Consider the following 14,866-nt stretch of genomic DNA (forward strand, 5'->3'; position numbering starts at 1 on the left):
TCACTCCGCGCGGCTCTTCGGTTCCGCGCGGAAGGTGACGAGGCGGTACAGATAGGTGGCCACCAGGATTCCCAGCACCACTTTCGAGACCGGATCGACATACGTTGCCACTGCTTCGTAATTTGCTTCCAGCACGAAACCGGCACCCGTCAGGATCGAGCACCAGGCCAGCGAGCCGACTGTCGACCACGCCAGGAACGGCAGCACGCGCATTTTGGCAATCCCGGCCGGAATCGAAATCAGGGTGCGGATCGCCGGGATCAGGCGTCCGAACAACACCGCTTTGACGCCATGCCTGTCGAACGTCGCCAGCGACTTGTCAATTTCTTCGGGCGTGACGGTCATCCAGTGCCCCCAGCGCGCGGCCATCTGGCGCAGGCGCGCATGGCCGAACGCCTTGCCAGCATAAAACCAAGGCAAGGTGCCAAGGACCGAGCCCGCCGTGCCGGCAAGCAGCACGCCAACCAGGCCAAGGTCGCCACGGGCGACGATGAAGCCGGCAAACGGCATGATCATTTCTGAAGGTATTGGCGGGAAGATGTTTTCCAGCGCCATCAGGAGGAATACGCCGAGGTAGCCAGCGCTTCCGAGGAAGTCAGTGATAAATTCGAACATGGATCGGCTTTGTTGTCGTGAGAAGCAAGCACGACCGTATCACGCACCGGTTTTTTTGTTCTGTTCGCTATCCCTCTTCCACCACAATTCGTGGACTAAAACGCCGACTCTTGAGCGCGCGCCATGGCAGTGCGGCCAGCGGCGAACGAGGCTTTCCGGATAAGCCCGTCAGCAACTTCGTAAATACACAGCATCTCCAGCGTACCCAGGCCTTCAGGGAAGTTGCGCGTGATGATTTCAAGATCGACGACCACATTGTCCATCACCGTGCGCGACACCAAGCGCGCGTGCAGGTCAGGTTCGTCGAAGCGTGCCAGGTAGCGCGGACGCATCTGTTCGTGGCCGCGCGCCAGCAAGCTGCCATGAAGCTGGTACTGCTCCGCGTCCGGCGCGTACGTCGCCATCAAGCCCTCGATGTCGCGGGCGTTGAATGCATCCAGTTGTGCCTGGATGACTGCGATCGCATTCTTACTCATTGTTGCCCGCCTGTTTGTATTCGTCATATTTGCGTGCGTCGCCGCGCACCAGGTCGGCCGGATACTTGGCGCGGTTGAGCGCCATTTTCTCGATCACCGCCGCGCCGAGGTCGACGCCGAGCTTGTCGGCGATGCGCACCAGATACACCATCACATCGGCCATCTCGTGGCGCACCTGTTCCAGCTTGGCCTCGCCCAATTCCTCGCGCTGCCCCGCCTGCAACCACTGGAAATGTTCCAGCAGCTCCGCCGCTTCCACCGACAGCGCGCACGCGAGGTTCTTCGGCGTATGGAACTGGTCCCAGTCGCGCTCGTCCACGAAGATGCGGACGCTGTCGCGGATGGCGTGCAGGTCGTTGCTCACCCCGGGCCACCCTCATAGGTATGCATCAGGGACTTGAAGGTCGGCGAGAGTTCATCGGGGCCGCTGACGTCCATGCCGAGATTGCGCAACAAACCATCCTCCAGCCCGTACACCCAGCCGTGGATCGAGAGCGGCTGACCACGCTCCCATGCGTCCTGGACGATGGTGGTTTGAGCGACGTTGACGACCTGTTCGACGACGTTCAGCTCCACCAGACGATCCGAGCGCTCCCTGGTCGGCAACACTTCGCCGAGGTATTTTTCATGTTTCTGGTTGACGTCCTGAACGTGGCGTAGCCAGTTGTCCGCCAGGCCGACGCGGCGGTTGACCATCGCCGCATGCACGCCCGAGCAGCCGTAGTGGCCGCAGATGATGATGTGCTTGACCTTGAGCACGTCGATCGCGAACTGCAGTACGCTCAGGCAGTTCAGGTCCGAATGCACGACGACGTTGGCGATATTTCTATGAACGAATAATTCGCCCGGCGCCATACCAAGCAATTCGTTGGCGGGCACACGGCTGTCGGAGCAGCCAATCCACAGGTATTCCGGGGTCTGTTGGGCGGCAAGGTTGCTGAAGAATTCGGCATCCTTGGCAACCATCGAGGCGGCCCACTTGCGATTGCGTTCGAACAGTTCGTCCGTCGTGAGACCGTGATTTTTTTTGTCGTCGCTCATCTTTATCCCTTTACTCGTAAAAAAACCGCCGGCAGCCTTGCGGCGCCAGCGGTTCGAAGATCGCTTCTTACTCGAAGAAGTCCTTGACCTTGTCCATCCATCCCTTGCTTTGCGGGCTGTGCTTGGCGCCGCCTTCGACCGTCAGGCGTTCGAACTCGCGCAGCAAATCCTTTTGCTTGTCGGTCAGCTTGACCGGCGTCTCGACCACCACGTGGCAGAACAGGTCGCCGGCGTAGCCGGAACGCACGCCCTTGATGCCTTTCGACTTCAGGCGGAAGGTCTTGCCCGACTGGGTGCCTTCAGGAATCGTGAACGAGACCTTGCCGGACAGGGTCGGCACTTCGATTTCGCCACCCAGGGTCGCCTTGACGAAGGAGATCGGCATTTCGCAATGCAGGTCGTCGCCTTCGCGCTGGAACACCGCGTGCGGCTTGATGTGGATTTCCACGTACAGGTCGCCCGACGGACCGCCGTTGGTGCCCGGTTCGCCGTTGCCCGACGAGCGGATGCGCATGCCGTTGTCGATACCCGCCGGAATCTTCACTTCCAGCGTCTTGTTGCGCTTGATGCGCCCCTGGCCGCCGCATGGCGCGCATGGGTCGGTGATGACCTTGCCGCTGCCGTGGCATTTCGGGCACGTCTGCTGGATGCTGAAGAAACCTTGCTGCATGCGTACCTGGCCATGGCCGGCACACGTGGTGCAGGTGGTCGGCGAGGTGCCAGGCTTGGCGCCGCTGCCGTGGCAGGTGTCGCACTTGTCCCAGCTTGGTACGCGGATCGTGGTGTCGAAGCCGCCTGCTGCCTGCTCGAGGGTGATCTCGAGGTTGTAGCGCAGGTCGGCGCCGCGGTACACCTGCGGACCGGCGCCACGGCCGCGCCCACCGGCGCCGCCGCCGAAGATGTCGCCGAAAATATCGCCGAAGCTGTCGGCAAAGCCGCCGCCGCCGAATCCGCCGCCGCCGCCGCCCATGTTCGGGTCGACGCCTGCATGGCCATAGCGGTCGTATGCCTCGCGCTTGTCCGGCGTCGTCAGCATTTCGTAGGCTTCTTTGACTTCCTTGAACTTCTCTTCCGACTCTTTACTATCCGGATTGCGGTCCGGATGGTATTTCATCGCGAGCTTGCGATAAGCTTTTTTAATCTCTTCTTCCGAAGCATTCTTGGCGACCCCGAGGATCTCGTAAAAATCACGCTTTGCCATATGTCGGGCACCTTGCTGTCTATCTGCTAACTAACTTCAATATGCAAAAAAACCGAGCCGCGAACCAAACTGGTTACCGGCCCGGCCATGTTTGCGGGCGCCAATTTCGCGCCCGCCCTCCATTATATTGCTTAACTTCGCTTGCTTACTTCGCGTCTTTCACTTCCTTGAAGTCGGCATCGACGACGTCGTCCTGGTCGGCGCGTGGCTGCTCGCCGCCTGGCTGCTGGCCGCCTGCGCCGCCGTCACCGCCGGCTGCCTGCTGCGCCTGCATATCGGCGTACATCTTCTCGCCCAGCTTCTGCGACGCGGTCGACAGTGCGGCAACCTTGGCATCGATCTCGGCCTTGTCGCCCGACTTCAGCGAACCTTCCAGGTCGGCGATCGCAGCGTCGATCTTTTCCTTCTCGCCAGCTTCAAGCTTGTCGCCGTATTCGGTCAGCGACTTGCGGGTCGAGTGCACGAGGGCGTCGGCCTGGTTGCGCGATTCCGCCAGTTCCTTGACCTTCTTGTCTTCTTCCGCGTTCAGCTCGGCGTCTTTCACCATCTTCTGGATCTCAGCTTCGGTCAGGCCCGAGTTCGCCTTGATGGTGATCTTGTTTTCCTTGCCGGTGGCCTTGTCTTTCGCGCCGACGTGCAAGATGCCGTTGGCGTCGATGTCGAAGGTCACTTCGATCTGCGGCGTGCCGCGCGATGCTGGCGGAATGCCTTCGAGGTTGAACTCGCCCAGGCCCTTGTTGCCGGCCGCGATTTCACGCTCGCCCTGGAACACCTTGATCGTCACCGCAGGCTGGTTGTCGTCCGCAGTCGAGAACACTTGCGAGAACTTGGTCGGGATCGTGGTGTTCTTGTGAATCATCTTGGTCATCACGCCGCCCAGCGTTTCGATACCCAGCGACAGCGGGGTCACGTCCAGCAGCAGCAAGTCCTTGCGCTCGCCCGACAGCACCGAGCCCTGGATCGCTGCGCCAACTGCCACGGCTTCATCCGGGTTCACGTCCTTGCGCGGCTCTTTGCCGAAGAACTCCTTGACCTTTTCCTGCACCTTCGGCATACGGGTCATACCGCCGACCAGGATGATGTCGTCGATGTCCGAAACCTTGACGCCAGCGTCCTTGATCGCGATGCGGCATGGTTCCATGGTCGCGTTGATCAGCTCTTCAACCAGCGACTCCAGCTTGGCGCGGGTCATCTTCAGGTTCAGGTGGACCGGCGCGCCGTTCGCCATGGCGATGTACGGCTCGTTGATTTCGGTCTGCTGCGACGACGACAGTTCGATCTTCGCGCGCTCGGCCGAGGCCTTGATGCGCTGCAGTGCGATCGGATCTTTCTTCAGGTCGAGGCCGTTGATCTTCTTGAACTCGTCGATGATGTAGTCGATGACGCGCTGGTCGAAGTCTTCGCCGCCGAGGAAGGTGTCGCCGTTGGTCGACAGCACTTCGAACTGCTTCTCGCCTTCAACATCGGCGATCTCGATGATCGAGACGTCGAACGTGCCGCCGCCCAGGTCATACACGGCGATCTTGCGGTCGCCCTTGTCGGTCTTGTCGAGGCCGAATGCCAGCGCTGCCGCGGTTGGCTCGTTGATGATGCGCTTGACGTCCAGGCCCGCGATGCGGCCGGCGTCCTTGGTGGCTTGGCGCTGCGAGTCGTTGAAGTAAGCAGGAACAGTGATGACCGCTTCGGTGACTTCTTCACCGAGGTAGTCTTCAGCGGTCTTCTTCATCTTGCGCAGTACTTCAGCGGAGATCTGTGGCGGCGCCAGTTTCTTGTCGCGCACGGCGATCCATGCGTCGCCATTGTCCGCCTTGATGATCGAGTAAGGCATCAGACCGATGTCTTTCTGCACTTCTTTCTCGTCAAACTTGCGGCCGATCAGGCGCTTGACTGCGAACAGCGTGTTCTTCGGGTTGGTGACAGCCTGGCGTTTCGCAGGTGCACCGACAAGGATTTCGCCGTCATCTTGGTAAGCGATAATGGAAGGCGTGGTACGTGCACCTTCAGCGTTTTCGATTACCTTTGGCTGACCATTTTCCATGATCGCGACGCAGGAATTCGTGGTTCCCAGATCGATACCGATAATTCTGCCCATGATATTGTCCTTTTAATTACTATGTTTTCAGATGATTCGGATATTTGGAAAAACTTTGCGTTTTCAAGAGCTTACGCAAGTTCGTCGCGACTTTATTTTGCTTGCGCGGCAGTAACGATGGCCGGGCGCAACAGGCGGTCGGCGATCATGTAACCTTTTTGCAACACGTTGACGACAGTGTTCGCTTCCTGCTCGGCTGGCACCACGGCAACGGCCTGGTGCTTCATCGGATCGAGCTTTTCGCCCACTGCCGGCATGATTTCAACGAGGCGGTTGCGCTCGAACGCGGCGCTAAGCTGCTTGAGGGTCATTTCGACGCCTTCCTTCAGCGATTCCACCGTCGGCGCCTCGACCTTCAGGGCCATTTCGAGGCTGTCGCGCACCGGCACCATCGCCTCGGCGAAGCCTTCGATGGCGAATTTATGCGCCTTGCTGACGTCTTCCTGGGCGCGGCGGCGGATGTTTTCGGCCTCGGCCTTGGCGCGCATGAACGCATCATGCATCTCAGCCAGCTTGGCTTCGGTCGCGCTCAGCTGCTGCTCCAGGCTGTTGACGCCTTCGTCCACGCTGGTTGCCGCCGTTACCTGGACGGTGTCGTCTTCGGGCGTGCTGGACACATCCTTGTTTTCTTGGTCTTGCATCGAAAAAGCTCCTACTATCAATGGCTTGGATGATATTTGACGTGTCGTGCTAACTACACTCCACATCAAATGGGGCTATAGCCTACAACTTCAAGGGGTATTAACAGCACTCTCTATCGATGAGTGCTAAAAAGCATTTGTAACGACAGTTACAAGTCTTACGAATTCGAGCATTCTTGCGGGGACGGAACGAACTAATATTGAACTACCAACAGGAGTTCATCATGAAGTTGTCACTGCTCGCCGCCAGCGTTTTTGCCTATACCGTCCTGACTGTGGCGTGGCTGTGCTACGCCGAGCTGACCGCGGAAAGGCATGTCAGCCTGCTATTTTAACAGGCTGTAAATGCGGGTTGTCAATTGGGTGGGGGGACTGCCCAATGACGGCATTCCCGCGTTCACGGGAAGCCGGTTCCGGGAACGACGGTACCGCTACACCGCCCCGAGTGCCGCCGCGCTGGCGCGGCCGGCTTCGGCATCGAGTTCGCGCGCATCGCGTTGCGACTGCGACAGCATGGTCGGCCAGCCGATGATGTGCTGCTCGGTGATTTCCGCCAGCGCCGTGATCCAGGTCGGCGACTCGTTCAGGCAGGGAATATAGTTGAACTCCTTGCCGCCCGCCGCTTCGAACTCATGCCGGGCTTCCATCGAAATTTCTTCCAGCGTTTCCAGGCAGTCGCTGGTAAAGCCCGGGCAGACCAGGTCAACCCGCGCCACGCCGTCGCGCGCCAGTTGCTGCAAGGTCGGCGCGGTGTACGGCTGCAGCCATTCGGCCTTGCCGAAGCGCGACTGGAACGTGACGATGTACTCGTCCTTGGTCAGGCGCAGGCGCTCGGCCAGCAAACGCGCGGTCTTGTAGCATTCGCAGTGGTAAGGGTCGCCCATCAGCAAGGTACGCTTCGGCACGCCGTGGAAACTCATCACCAGCTTGTCGCCGCGGCCGTGCGCTTCCCAGTGCGTCTGGATGCTTTCTTCCAGCGCCGTGATGTAGGCCTCGTTGTCGTGGTAATTGCGCACCATGCGCAGCTCTGGCAGGTTGCGCGCAGCCGCGTAGTGGGCGAACACGGCGTCGTAGATCGAGCCGGTGGTGGTGCCGGAATATTGCGGGTAAGCCGGCAGCACCGCGATGCGCCCGACGTTCTTTGCTTTCAGCTGGTCAAGCACTTCCGGCAGCGACGGCGAGCCGTAGCGCATCGCCATCACCACCTCGACGTCGGCGTGGCCGCGCGCTTCGAGCATGTCGTTCAGCAGCGCCGCCTGCTTCTGGGTATGCACTTTCAGCGGCGAGCCTTCGCGGGTCCAGATCAGGCGGTACTTCGCGGCCGACTTCCCCGAGCGGAACGGCAGGATGATCAGGTTCAGGATGAACCACCATACCAGGCGCGGAATCTCGACCACGCGCGGGTCCGACAGGAACTCCTTCAGGTAGCGCCGCACGGCCTTGCGCGTGGGCGCATCAGGCGTGCCAAGGTTGACCAGGACCACTGCGCTGGCGGCCACGGTTCCGTGGATATAAGGAGGTTCTTTTCGGAAGGGCATGAAAGTCCGGAAATTAGGGGCGGAAAGCGCGCTATTATAAGTTTTCTACGACGCCAATAGTTCGCGGGCATGCTTTCTTGTTGTTGCCGTGATCTCTATTCCACCAAGCATGCGCGCGACCTCTTCGACTCGTGCTTTATTGTCGAGTACATCGATGCGCGACACGGTCTTGCCAGCGTCCGTGGTGCCCTTGGCGACCTGGAAATGCTGGTTTGCCTGGCTGGCCACCTGCGGCAAATGCGTGACGCACAATACTTGTCGCGCCTGTCCAAGACGTTTGAGCAAACGGCCGACCACTTCGGCCACGCCGCCGCCGATGCCGCTGTCGACTTCGTCGAAAATCAGGGTCGGCGTGGTGGCCGAGTTCGATGTGATGACCGAAATCGCCAGCGCGATGCGCGCCAGTTCACCGCCCGACGCCACCTTCGCAAGCGGACGCGGCGCGACGCCGGCATGGCCGGCCACCAGGAACTCCACCTGCTCGACACCATGCGCGCCAGGGTCAACCGGATTGAGCGCGACCACGAAACTGCCGCCGGTCATGTTTAACTCCTGCATGGCGGCGGTCACCTGGGTGCCGAGCAGCGCCGCGGCGCCGGTGCGCACCAGCGACAGCTTTTTCGCCGCCGCCATGTAATCGGCCTTCAGCTTGTCTTCCTGCTTGCGCAGGCCATCGATATCGCTGGCGTCGGCCAGCTGCCTGAGCTTCTCCGACAGGGTCGCATGTTCTTCCGGCAGTTCCTCCGGCGTCACGCGGAACTTGCGCGCGGTGCTGTGGATCGCCTCAAGCCTGCCCTCGACCTGGCGCAGCCGCTCCGGATCGAGATCGACCCGGTCGAGATAATCGTTGAGCGCATACACCGCCTCCTGCAACTGGATGCGCGCCGGCTCCATGCAATCGAGCACCGGCTGCAGCTGCGCATCGATGTCGACCAGCTTGCCCAGCTTCTGGTTCAGCGACGAAATCTGGGACAGGATCGGATGCTCGGCATCGGAAATCGCGGTCAGCGCTTCCTGCGCGCCTTCGAGCAGGCTGGCCGCATGCGACAGGCGGCTGTGCTCGTTGGTGATGTCGGCCCATTCGCCTGGCTTGACGGCCAGCTTTTCCAGCTCATTGACCTGCCACTCAAGCCGCTCGCGTTCGACCAGCACGTTCTTGGCATTGGTCTCGAATTCCTCGCGCTGGCGCGATACCGCGCGCCACGCCTTGTAGGCCGCGGCCACGTCCTGCGCATGTTGCGCGCCGCCGCCCTCCTTCGCCACCGCCTGGCTGTCGAGCAGCGCGCGCTGCGCGTCGAGCTTGAGCAGCGACTGGTGCGCATGCTGGCCGTGGATATCCACCAGCAGTTCGCCGAGGTCGCGCAACTGGGTCGCGGTGGCCTGCACGCCATTGATATACGCTTTGGAGCGGCCGGCGTTGTCGATCACGCGGCGCAGCAGCGCGCCGCCTTCGCCGGTGGCGAACTCGTTGCGCACGAGCCAGTCGCTGGCCGCGCCAATGGCGCTGAAGTCAGCCGTGATGTCGGCCTTGGCTGCGCCTTCGCGCACCACGCTGGCGTCGCCGCGGCCGCCCAGCGCCAGCTGCAGCGCGTCGATCAGGATCGACTTGCCGGCGCCGGTCTCGCCGGTGAGCACCGAAAAACCACTGGAAAATTCAAGCTCGATCGAGTCGACGATGACGAAGTCGCGGATGGAAAGTGTACGCAGCATGGTGATCAGGTTTTCTGTTATTTCGGCCGGCTTTCGCCCGCCGGGTACTCGTTCCAGTGCAGCTTTTCGCGCAGCGTCTCGTAATAGGTCCAGCCTTCCGGATGCAGGAAAGTCATGTCATGCGGCGAGCGCGAAATGATGATCTGGTCGCCGTGCATCAGGCTGGCGAAAGTCTGCATGTCGAAGTTGACGCTGGTGTCGCGCCCGGCCACGATTTCCACCGTGATGGTGCTCGAATCGGGCACCACGATCGGCCTGTTCGACAGCGCGTGCGGGGCGATCGGCACCAGCGCGATGCCGCCCAGGCTAGGGTGCAGCAACGGACCGCCGGCCGATAATGCGTAGGCAGTTGAACCGGTCGGCGTCGAGATGATCAAACCATCCGAACGCTGGTTGTACATGAAGTCGCCGTCGACCAGCACTTTCAGCTCGACCATGCCGGCGCCGGCGCCGCGCGCCACCACCACGTCATTGACGGCCTGGCCGCAGTGAATGGTTTCGCCATTGCGCTTGACGCAGCCTTCGAGCAGGGTGCGGTGTTCGGTACGCGCCTTGCCGCTGAGGATGGCGTCGATCGACGGGATCATGCGGTCGACCGGAATATCGGTCATGAAGCCGAGGCGCCCCAGGTTGATGCCGATCAGAGGCACATCGTAAGGCGCCAGCTGGCGCGCGATGCCGAGCATGGTGCCGTCGCCACCCATCACCACCACCGCCTTGGCGCTGGCGCCGATGGCGTCCGCGCTCATCGCCTCGATGCCGGGTAGCGCCAGGTGTTCGGCGGTGCCCGATTCGAACACCACCCGGTAGCCGCTGTGCTGCAGGAAATCCACCAATTGCTGGACCGGCTGCTCGATACCCGCGGTATTCGGACGCACGACCAGCGCGATGGTGTTCTTCATGTCAGGCGTGTCGGGCATAGAAATCTCGGCGGTTGATGGATGATGTCACGCAGCAGATTACCCGATAATGCCTGCGGCTGCTACTTCGCCCCGGCGCTGCCAGGGCTGTATGCATGCACAGTATAGAGTGCGGCGCCAACTTCCGGCAAGACAACAACCAGCACCGATGCGCCGGACCGCGTCCGGATCGCCAGCGCCCCCTCGCAATTGCGCGACCAAATTCACTGCGAAGCGATACCATTTGCACAATTAAACCGCAAGAACTCAGGGAGCAACGCATGGTTACCGAAACACGCGACCGCAAGGTCAACACCGACGCCCCGATCAGCAACGACGGCGTCAAGCGGCTGCCGCACGAGCGCGACGAATCGCCGGACGCGCAGGAAACCGAACCGCGCGGCATCATGGAGCAGGCCGCCAGCGACCTCGAGCAAGGGCTGGTCGACACCGACCTGCGCGGCACGCCCGGCATCGACCGGGCCGTGCCGCCAGCGGGCGGCTCCGGCCAGGCCAAGCCGCAAGCGCATCCGGCCGACGGCATGCGCCATCACGATACCGCCAACCCACCTAAGGGAAGCAACTGATGAAGCCTGCCTTCCTGATCCCGGGTCTGGCCCTGGGCGCGCTGTGCTCAGCCGCTGTTGCCCAAACGATGCCACCGGGCTTCGGTCCGAACCCAACGCTGCCCGCGCCGGAGCGGACACTGATCCCGACCGTCAATGTGGCGAAGGCACAGCCATGGCCGAAAGGCACCTACCCTGTTGCCGCCAAAGGCCTGGCCATCAACGCCTATGCTGGCAAACTGGACCACCCGCGCTGGCTGTACGTGCTGCCGAACGGCGACGTGCTGGTTGCGGAAACCAATAAGCCGCCGAAGAAGGAAGAAGACAAACCGGACGGGGTCATCGCCAAGGTCAAGGGCGTCGTGATGGCGCAGCAAATGAAGAAAGCCGGCGCCGGCGTGCCATCGGCCAACCGCATCACCTTGCTGCGCGGCGTTGGTCCGAAGGGCGAGGCCACCAGCCGCACCGTGTTCCTCGATGGCCTGAGTTCGCCGTTCGGCATGGCGCTGGTGGGCAATGAACTGTTCGTGGCCAATGCCGACGCACTGGTCAAGTTCCCTTACAAGGAAGGCGACACCCGCATCACCGCGCCGGCCACCAAGGTAGCCGACCTTCCTGCCGGAATGAACCACCACTGGACCAAAGGCCTGGTCGCCAGTCCGGACGGCAGCAAGCTGTACGTGTCGGTCGGCTCGAACAGCAACGTCGGCGAAAACGGCATGGACAAGGAAGAAGGCCGCGCCGCGATCTGGGAATTCGACCGCGCCACCGGCAAGGGCCGCATCTTCGCCAGCGGACTGCGCAACCCGGTCGGCATGGCCTTCCATCCGGAAAGCAAAGTGCTGTGGACCAGTGTCAATGAACGCGATGAGCTGGGCGACGAGCTCGTGCCTGACTACATGACCTCGGTGAAGGACGGTGGCTTCTACGGCTGGCCGTACAGCTATTATGGCCAGACCGTCGACACCCGCCCGCAGCCGCCGCGCCCCGACCTGGTGGCCAAGGCCATCAAGCCGGACTATGCGCTGGGCGCGCACACGGCATCGCTTGGGCTGGCCTTCTACGACGGCAACCTGATGCCGCAGTTTAAGAACGGCGCGCTGGTCGGCCAGCATGGTTCATGGAACCGCAAGCCGCACTCCGGATACAAGCTGATCTACGTACCATTCGCCGGCGGCATGCCCAGCGGCCCACCGCAAGACGTGGTCAGCGGCTTCCTGAGCAAGGATGGACGCGCTTACGGGCGTCCGGTCGGGGTCGCGGTCGACAAGGCCGGTGCGATCCTGCTGGCGGACGACGTCGGCAACATCGTCTGGCGTATCACACCGGCCGCTACTACTGCCGCAAAGAAATAAAGCTGGCCGGGCTTTGTGCGTGTGCGTACAGAGCCCGTATGTATCGCATGGCACCATGGGCTTTCAGACACGATTAAGCAATGGAGGATTCATGAATAAACGCTCAGCATCGGCCGCCTGGAGTGGCGGCATCAAAGACGGTAAAGGGTTCATCTCGACCCAAAGCGGCGTGCTCGACAACACGCAGTACGGCTTTAACACCCGTTTCGAAAACGGCCCGGGAACCAATCCCGAAGAACTGATCGGCGCTGCGCACGCGGGCTGCTTCACGATGGCGCTGTCGGGCAAGCTCGGCGAGGCCGGCATGACCGCCAAGCACCTGGCAACCACTGCCACCGTGACGCTCGAAAAAGTCGAGGGCGGCTTCGAAATCACGGCGGTCCACCTGGAACTGGTCGCCCAGATCCCGGGCGCCAGCCAGGAAGCCTTCGACGCGGCTGCGCAGGACGCGAAAGCCAACTGCCCGGTATCCAAACTGCTGAATGCAAAAATCACGCTGGATGCACGTCTGGAAGCATAAGCACTGGCCACTCCACCGGTCCCGGTAGCACCGGGCCGGTGGGAGCGGCGTTGCATGCCGCTCATCCCCCTATTTCGCCGCTCGGCACCTTTTTTTATTCAGGCACATTTCGCGCCTGACAATGGCCGCTCAAGAACAACTTCGAGCCTGCCATGAACCCACTCTCCATCACCACCGCGCTGTCACTGCTGGCTGCACTCGCCCAGCCCGCACTTGCCACGCCCGCCGCGTCCGTCCCTGTCCCGCCGGGCGCCGGGGCAGCCGTTCGGCCGCAGGACGACCTGTTCCTTGCGGCGAACGGCCAATGGCTGGCGCAGACCGCCATCCCGGCCGACAAATCGTACGTGCTGGGGGTCGAGGTCAACGACATCACCGACGCGCGCATCCGCGCCATCGTGAACGGCCTGGCGGCCTCGCGCCAGCCGGCCGGGAGCATCGAGCAGAAGGTCGGCGCGTTCTACGCCGCCTACACGGATACCGCCGCAATCGAGCGCGCCGGCCTTGCCCCGCTCAAGGCAGCGCTACGCGAGGTCGACGCGATCGATTCACCGGCCGCGCTGGCGACATTCCTGGGCCGCTCGCAAGGCGTGATCGACACCCCCTTGTGGCTGCGCGTTTTCCCCGACCTGAAGAACCCGGCCCTGAGCCGCGCGATGATGTGGCAAGGTGGCCTGGGCCTGCCGGACCGCGAGTACTACCTGGCTGCCGGCGATGCGCGCTTCGACGCCGCCCTCGGCGCCTACCGTGCTTACCTTGAAACGCTGGCGCGTCTCTCCGGACTGCCGAACGCCAGCGACGCCGCGCAGCGCGTGATCGCCCTCGAAACAGCCCTCGCGCAAACGCACGCGAAGCGCGAGGAGCTGATGGACCCGGCACGGATGTACAACCCGATGGACGCCGCCGCGCTGAACAAGCACGCGCCGGGATTTGCGTGGGACGCCTACCTGGCCGCCGCCTCCCTGGGCGGCGCGACAACCCTGATGGTCGCCCACCCGGCATCGCTGCAAGCGGCCGCCGGCCTGCTGGCCGAAAGGCCGCTGGCCGACTGGAAGCTGTACATCCGCATGCGTACCCTCGACGCGCATGCCAATGTGCTGCCGCAGGCGTTCCGCGACGCGCGCTTCGCCTTCCGGGGCGTGGCCCTTGGCGGCGCGAAGGCGCCTGAGCCACGCTGGCAGCAAGGCATTGCCGTGCTCAATGGCGCGCTTGGCGAAGCGGTGGGCCAGCTCTATGTGCGCCGCCATTTCCAGCCTGCCCACAAGCGCCAGGTGCAAGCGATGGTCGACAACGTCATGGCCGCGTACCGCGAATCGATCCAGCAAACCGCGCGCATGACTGCAGCGACCAGGGGTCAGGCGCTCGAGAAGCTGGCCCGCTACCGCACCAAGATCGGCTACCCGTCGGTGTGGCGCGACTACCGCAAGCTTGAAGTACGGGCCGACGACGCGCTTGGCAACAAGGTGCGCGCCGCGCGCTTCAACTGGCAGCAGCAGGCGGCCAAGGCCGACCGCGCGGTCAACCGCGACGAGTGGCATTTCACTCCCCAGACGGTGGACGCGATGTACGACCCGATGCTCAACGAGATCGTCTTCCCGGCAGCGGTGCTGCAGCCGCCGTTCTTCGACCCTGCTGCCGATGCGGCAATGAACTACGGTGCGATCGGCGTCAACATCGCGCACGAGATCACCCATGGCTTCGACCAGATGGGCAGCCAGTTCGACGGCGAAGGCAAGCTGCGCAACTGGTGGGCCGACCAGGACCGCCTGGCCTTCGACGCGCTCGGGGCACGCCTGGTTGCGCAGTTCGACACGGTGGAAGCGCTGCCCGGCAAGCGCGTGAACGGCAAGCTGACGCTGACCGAAAACCTGGCCGACCTGGCAGGCGTACAGGTGGCGTACAAGGCCTACATCCGCTCACTCGGCGGAAAGGAAGCGCCGGTCATCGACGGGCGCACCGGGCCGCAGCGCTTCTTCTTCGCGGTGGCGCACTTCCGGCGCGTGAAGATGCGCGACGAGATGATGCTGCAAACGCTCACCTCGGACCCGCACGCGCCGCACGCCAATCGTGCCAACGGCCCCGCCGCCAACACCGATGCCTTCCACGACGCCTTTGCGACCCGTCCCGGCGACGCCATGTACAAGCCGGCCGCGGAGCGCATCCGCGCCTGGTAGCAGGATCAGGGGGAATGAGCGCTATGCGCCGCCCCTGCCCA

General features: G+C 62.7%; 14 protein-coding genes. 4 read left to right on the plus strand and 10 right to left on the minus strand.

All coding sequences use genetic code 11. The features are described 5' to 3' along the window. From I4X03_RS11850 to I4X03_RS11895, 10 genes are all read right to left on the minus strand, one after another. Nucleotides 1-615 carry a DedA family protein gene (locus I4X03_RS11850; protein WP_223468426.1) on the minus strand — a complete coding sequence of 205 codons (615 nt, stop codon included), beginning with the start codon at nucleotides 613-615 and terminating at the stop codon, nucleotides 1-3. A gap of 95 nt (nucleotides 616-710) precedes the next feature. After that, entirely contained in the window at nucleotides 711-1,091 is a 381-nt protein-coding gene (locus I4X03_RS11855; protein ID WP_223468427.1) for a nuclear transport factor 2 family protein, read from the minus strand. Further along, complete coding sequence (locus tag I4X03_RS11860) at nucleotides 1,084-1,455, minus strand: nucleotide pyrophosphohydrolase (protein WP_223468428.1); 372 nt, start codon at nucleotides 1,453-1,455, stop codon at nucleotides 1,084-1,086. Before I4X03_RS11860 ends, I4X03_RS11855 begins: the two co-directional genes overlap by 8 nt. After that, nucleotides 1,452-2,132 (minus strand): carbonate dehydratase, encoded by a 681-nt coding sequence (can, locus tag I4X03_RS11865; protein ID WP_223468429.1) that lies wholly within the window; start codon nucleotides 2,130-2,132, stop codon nucleotides 1,452-1,454. The genes I4X03_RS11860 and can overlap by 4 nt, the downstream gene beginning before the upstream one ends. A 67-nt stretch (nucleotides 2,133-2,199) precedes the next feature. Then, nucleotides 2,200-3,333, minus strand: coding sequence for a molecular chaperone DnaJ (dnaJ, locus tag I4X03_RS11870; protein WP_223468430.1), 1,134 nt, complete (start codon nucleotides 3,331-3,333; stop codon nucleotides 2,200-2,202). Between the two features lie 145 nt (nucleotides 3,334-3,478). After that, on the minus strand, nucleotides 3,479-5,425 hold the full coding sequence (gene dnaK / locus I4X03_RS11875) for a molecular chaperone DnaK (RefSeq protein ID WP_223468431.1): 1,947 nt from the start codon (nucleotides 5,423-5,425) through the stop codon (nucleotides 3,479-3,481). 92 nt (nucleotides 5,426-5,517) lie between these two features. After that, nucleotides 5,518-6,066: a nucleotide exchange factor GrpE gene (gene grpE / locus I4X03_RS11880; RefSeq protein ID WP_223468432.1), complete on the minus strand. Its 549-nt coding sequence runs from the start codon at nucleotides 6,064-6,066 to the stop codon at nucleotides 5,518-5,520. Nucleotides 6,067-6,497: 431 nt separating this feature from the next. Continuing rightward, nucleotides 6,498-7,604: a ferrochelatase gene (gene hemH / locus I4X03_RS11885; protein WP_223468433.1), complete on the minus strand. Its 1,107-nt coding sequence runs from the start codon at nucleotides 7,602-7,604 to the stop codon at nucleotides 6,498-6,500. Nucleotides 7,605-7,649: 45 nt separating this feature from the next. Then, nucleotides 7,650-9,314: a DNA repair protein RecN gene (recN, locus tag I4X03_RS11890; protein WP_223468434.1), complete on the minus strand. Its 1,665-nt coding sequence runs from the start codon at nucleotides 9,312-9,314 to the stop codon at nucleotides 7,650-7,652. 17 nt (nucleotides 9,315-9,331) lie between these two features. Further along, nucleotides 9,332-10,234 carry an NAD kinase gene (locus tag I4X03_RS11895; protein WP_223468435.1) on the minus strand — a complete coding sequence of 301 codons (903 nt, stop codon included), beginning with the start codon at nucleotides 10,232-10,234 and terminating at the stop codon, nucleotides 9,332-9,334. Between the two features lie 260 nt (nucleotides 10,235-10,494). Between I4X03_RS11895 and I4X03_RS11900 the strand changes: the two genes are divergently transcribed. The 4 genes from I4X03_RS11900 (at nucleotide 10,495) to I4X03_RS11915 (ending at nucleotide 14,825) form a co-directional block, all read left to right on the plus strand. After that, a complete protein-coding gene (locus I4X03_RS11900; protein ID WP_223468436.1) occupies nucleotides 10,495-10,800 on the plus strand; it encodes a hypothetical protein in 306 nt (101 codons plus the stop codon). Continuing rightward, complete coding sequence (locus I4X03_RS11905; RefSeq protein WP_370660513.1) at nucleotides 10,800-12,134, plus strand: PQQ-dependent sugar dehydrogenase; 1,335 nt, start codon at nucleotides 10,800-10,802, stop codon at nucleotides 12,132-12,134. The genes I4X03_RS11900 and I4X03_RS11905 overlap by 1 nt, the downstream gene beginning before the upstream one ends. 91 nt (nucleotides 12,135-12,225) lie before the next feature. Continuing rightward, nucleotides 12,226-12,654 carry an OsmC family protein gene (locus I4X03_RS11910; RefSeq protein ID WP_223468437.1) on the plus strand — a complete coding sequence of 143 codons (429 nt, stop codon included), beginning with the start codon at nucleotides 12,226-12,228 and terminating at the stop codon, nucleotides 12,652-12,654. 152 nt (nucleotides 12,655-12,806) lie between these two features. Beyond that, a complete protein-coding gene (locus tag I4X03_RS11915) occupies nucleotides 12,807-14,825 on the plus strand; it encodes a M13 family metallopeptidase (protein WP_223468438.1) in 2,019 nt (672 codons plus the stop codon). Nucleotides 14,826-14,866 lie beyond the last annotated feature (41 nt).

Source organism: Massilia soli (assembly GCF_016809835.1).
GTDB classification, from domain to species: Bacteria; Pseudomonadota; Gammaproteobacteria; order Burkholderiales; family Burkholderiaceae_D; genus Telluria_A; species Telluria_A soli.

Excerpts from the sequence above, each read along its gene's own strand:
- I4X03_RS11905 (WP_370660513.1), top strand. The coding sequence starts at position 10,800 with ATGAAGCCTGCCTTCCTGATCCCGGGTCTGGCCCTGGGCGCGCTGTGC.
- hemH (WP_223468433.1), bottom strand. The coding sequence starts at position 7,604 with ATGCCCTTCCGAAAAGAACCTCCTTATATCCACGGAACCGTGGCCGCC.
- I4X03_RS11900 (WP_223468436.1), top strand. The coding sequence starts at position 10,495 with ATGGTTACCGAAACACGCGACCGCAAGGTCAACACCGACGCCCCGATC.
- I4X03_RS11895 (WP_223468435.1), bottom strand. The coding sequence starts at position 10,234 with ATGCCCGACACGCCTGACATGAAGAACACCATCGCGCTGGTCGTGCGT.
- I4X03_RS11855 (WP_223468427.1), bottom strand. The coding sequence starts at position 1,091 with ATGAGTAAGAATGCGATCGCAGTCATCCAGGCACAACTGGATGCATTC.
- dnaK (WP_223468431.1), bottom strand. The coding sequence starts at position 5,425 with ATGGGCAGAATTATCGGTATCGATCTGGGAACCACGAATTCCTGCGTC.
- grpE (WP_223468432.1), bottom strand. The coding sequence starts at position 6,066 with ATGCAAGACCAAGAAAACAAGGATGTGTCCAGCACGCCCGAAGACGAC.
- I4X03_RS11850 (WP_223468426.1), bottom strand. The coding sequence starts at position 615 with ATGTTCGAATTTATCACTGACTTCCTCGGAAGCGCTGGCTACCTCGGC.
- recN (WP_223468434.1), bottom strand. The coding sequence starts at position 9,314 with ATGCTGCGTACACTTTCCATCCGCGACTTCGTCATCGTCGACTCGATC.
- dnaJ (WP_223468430.1), bottom strand. The coding sequence starts at position 3,333 with ATGGCAAAGCGTGATTTTTACGAGATCCTCGGGGTCGCCAAGAATGCT.
- I4X03_RS11910 (WP_223468437.1), top strand. The coding sequence starts at position 12,226 with ATGAATAAACGCTCAGCATCGGCCGCCTGGAGTGGCGGCATCAAAGAC.
- I4X03_RS11915 (WP_223468438.1), top strand. The coding sequence starts at position 12,807 with ATGAACCCACTCTCCATCACCACCGCGCTGTCACTGCTGGCTGCACTC.
- can (WP_223468429.1), bottom strand. The coding sequence starts at position 2,132 with ATGAGCGACGACAAAAAAAATCACGGTCTCACGACGGACGAACTGTTC.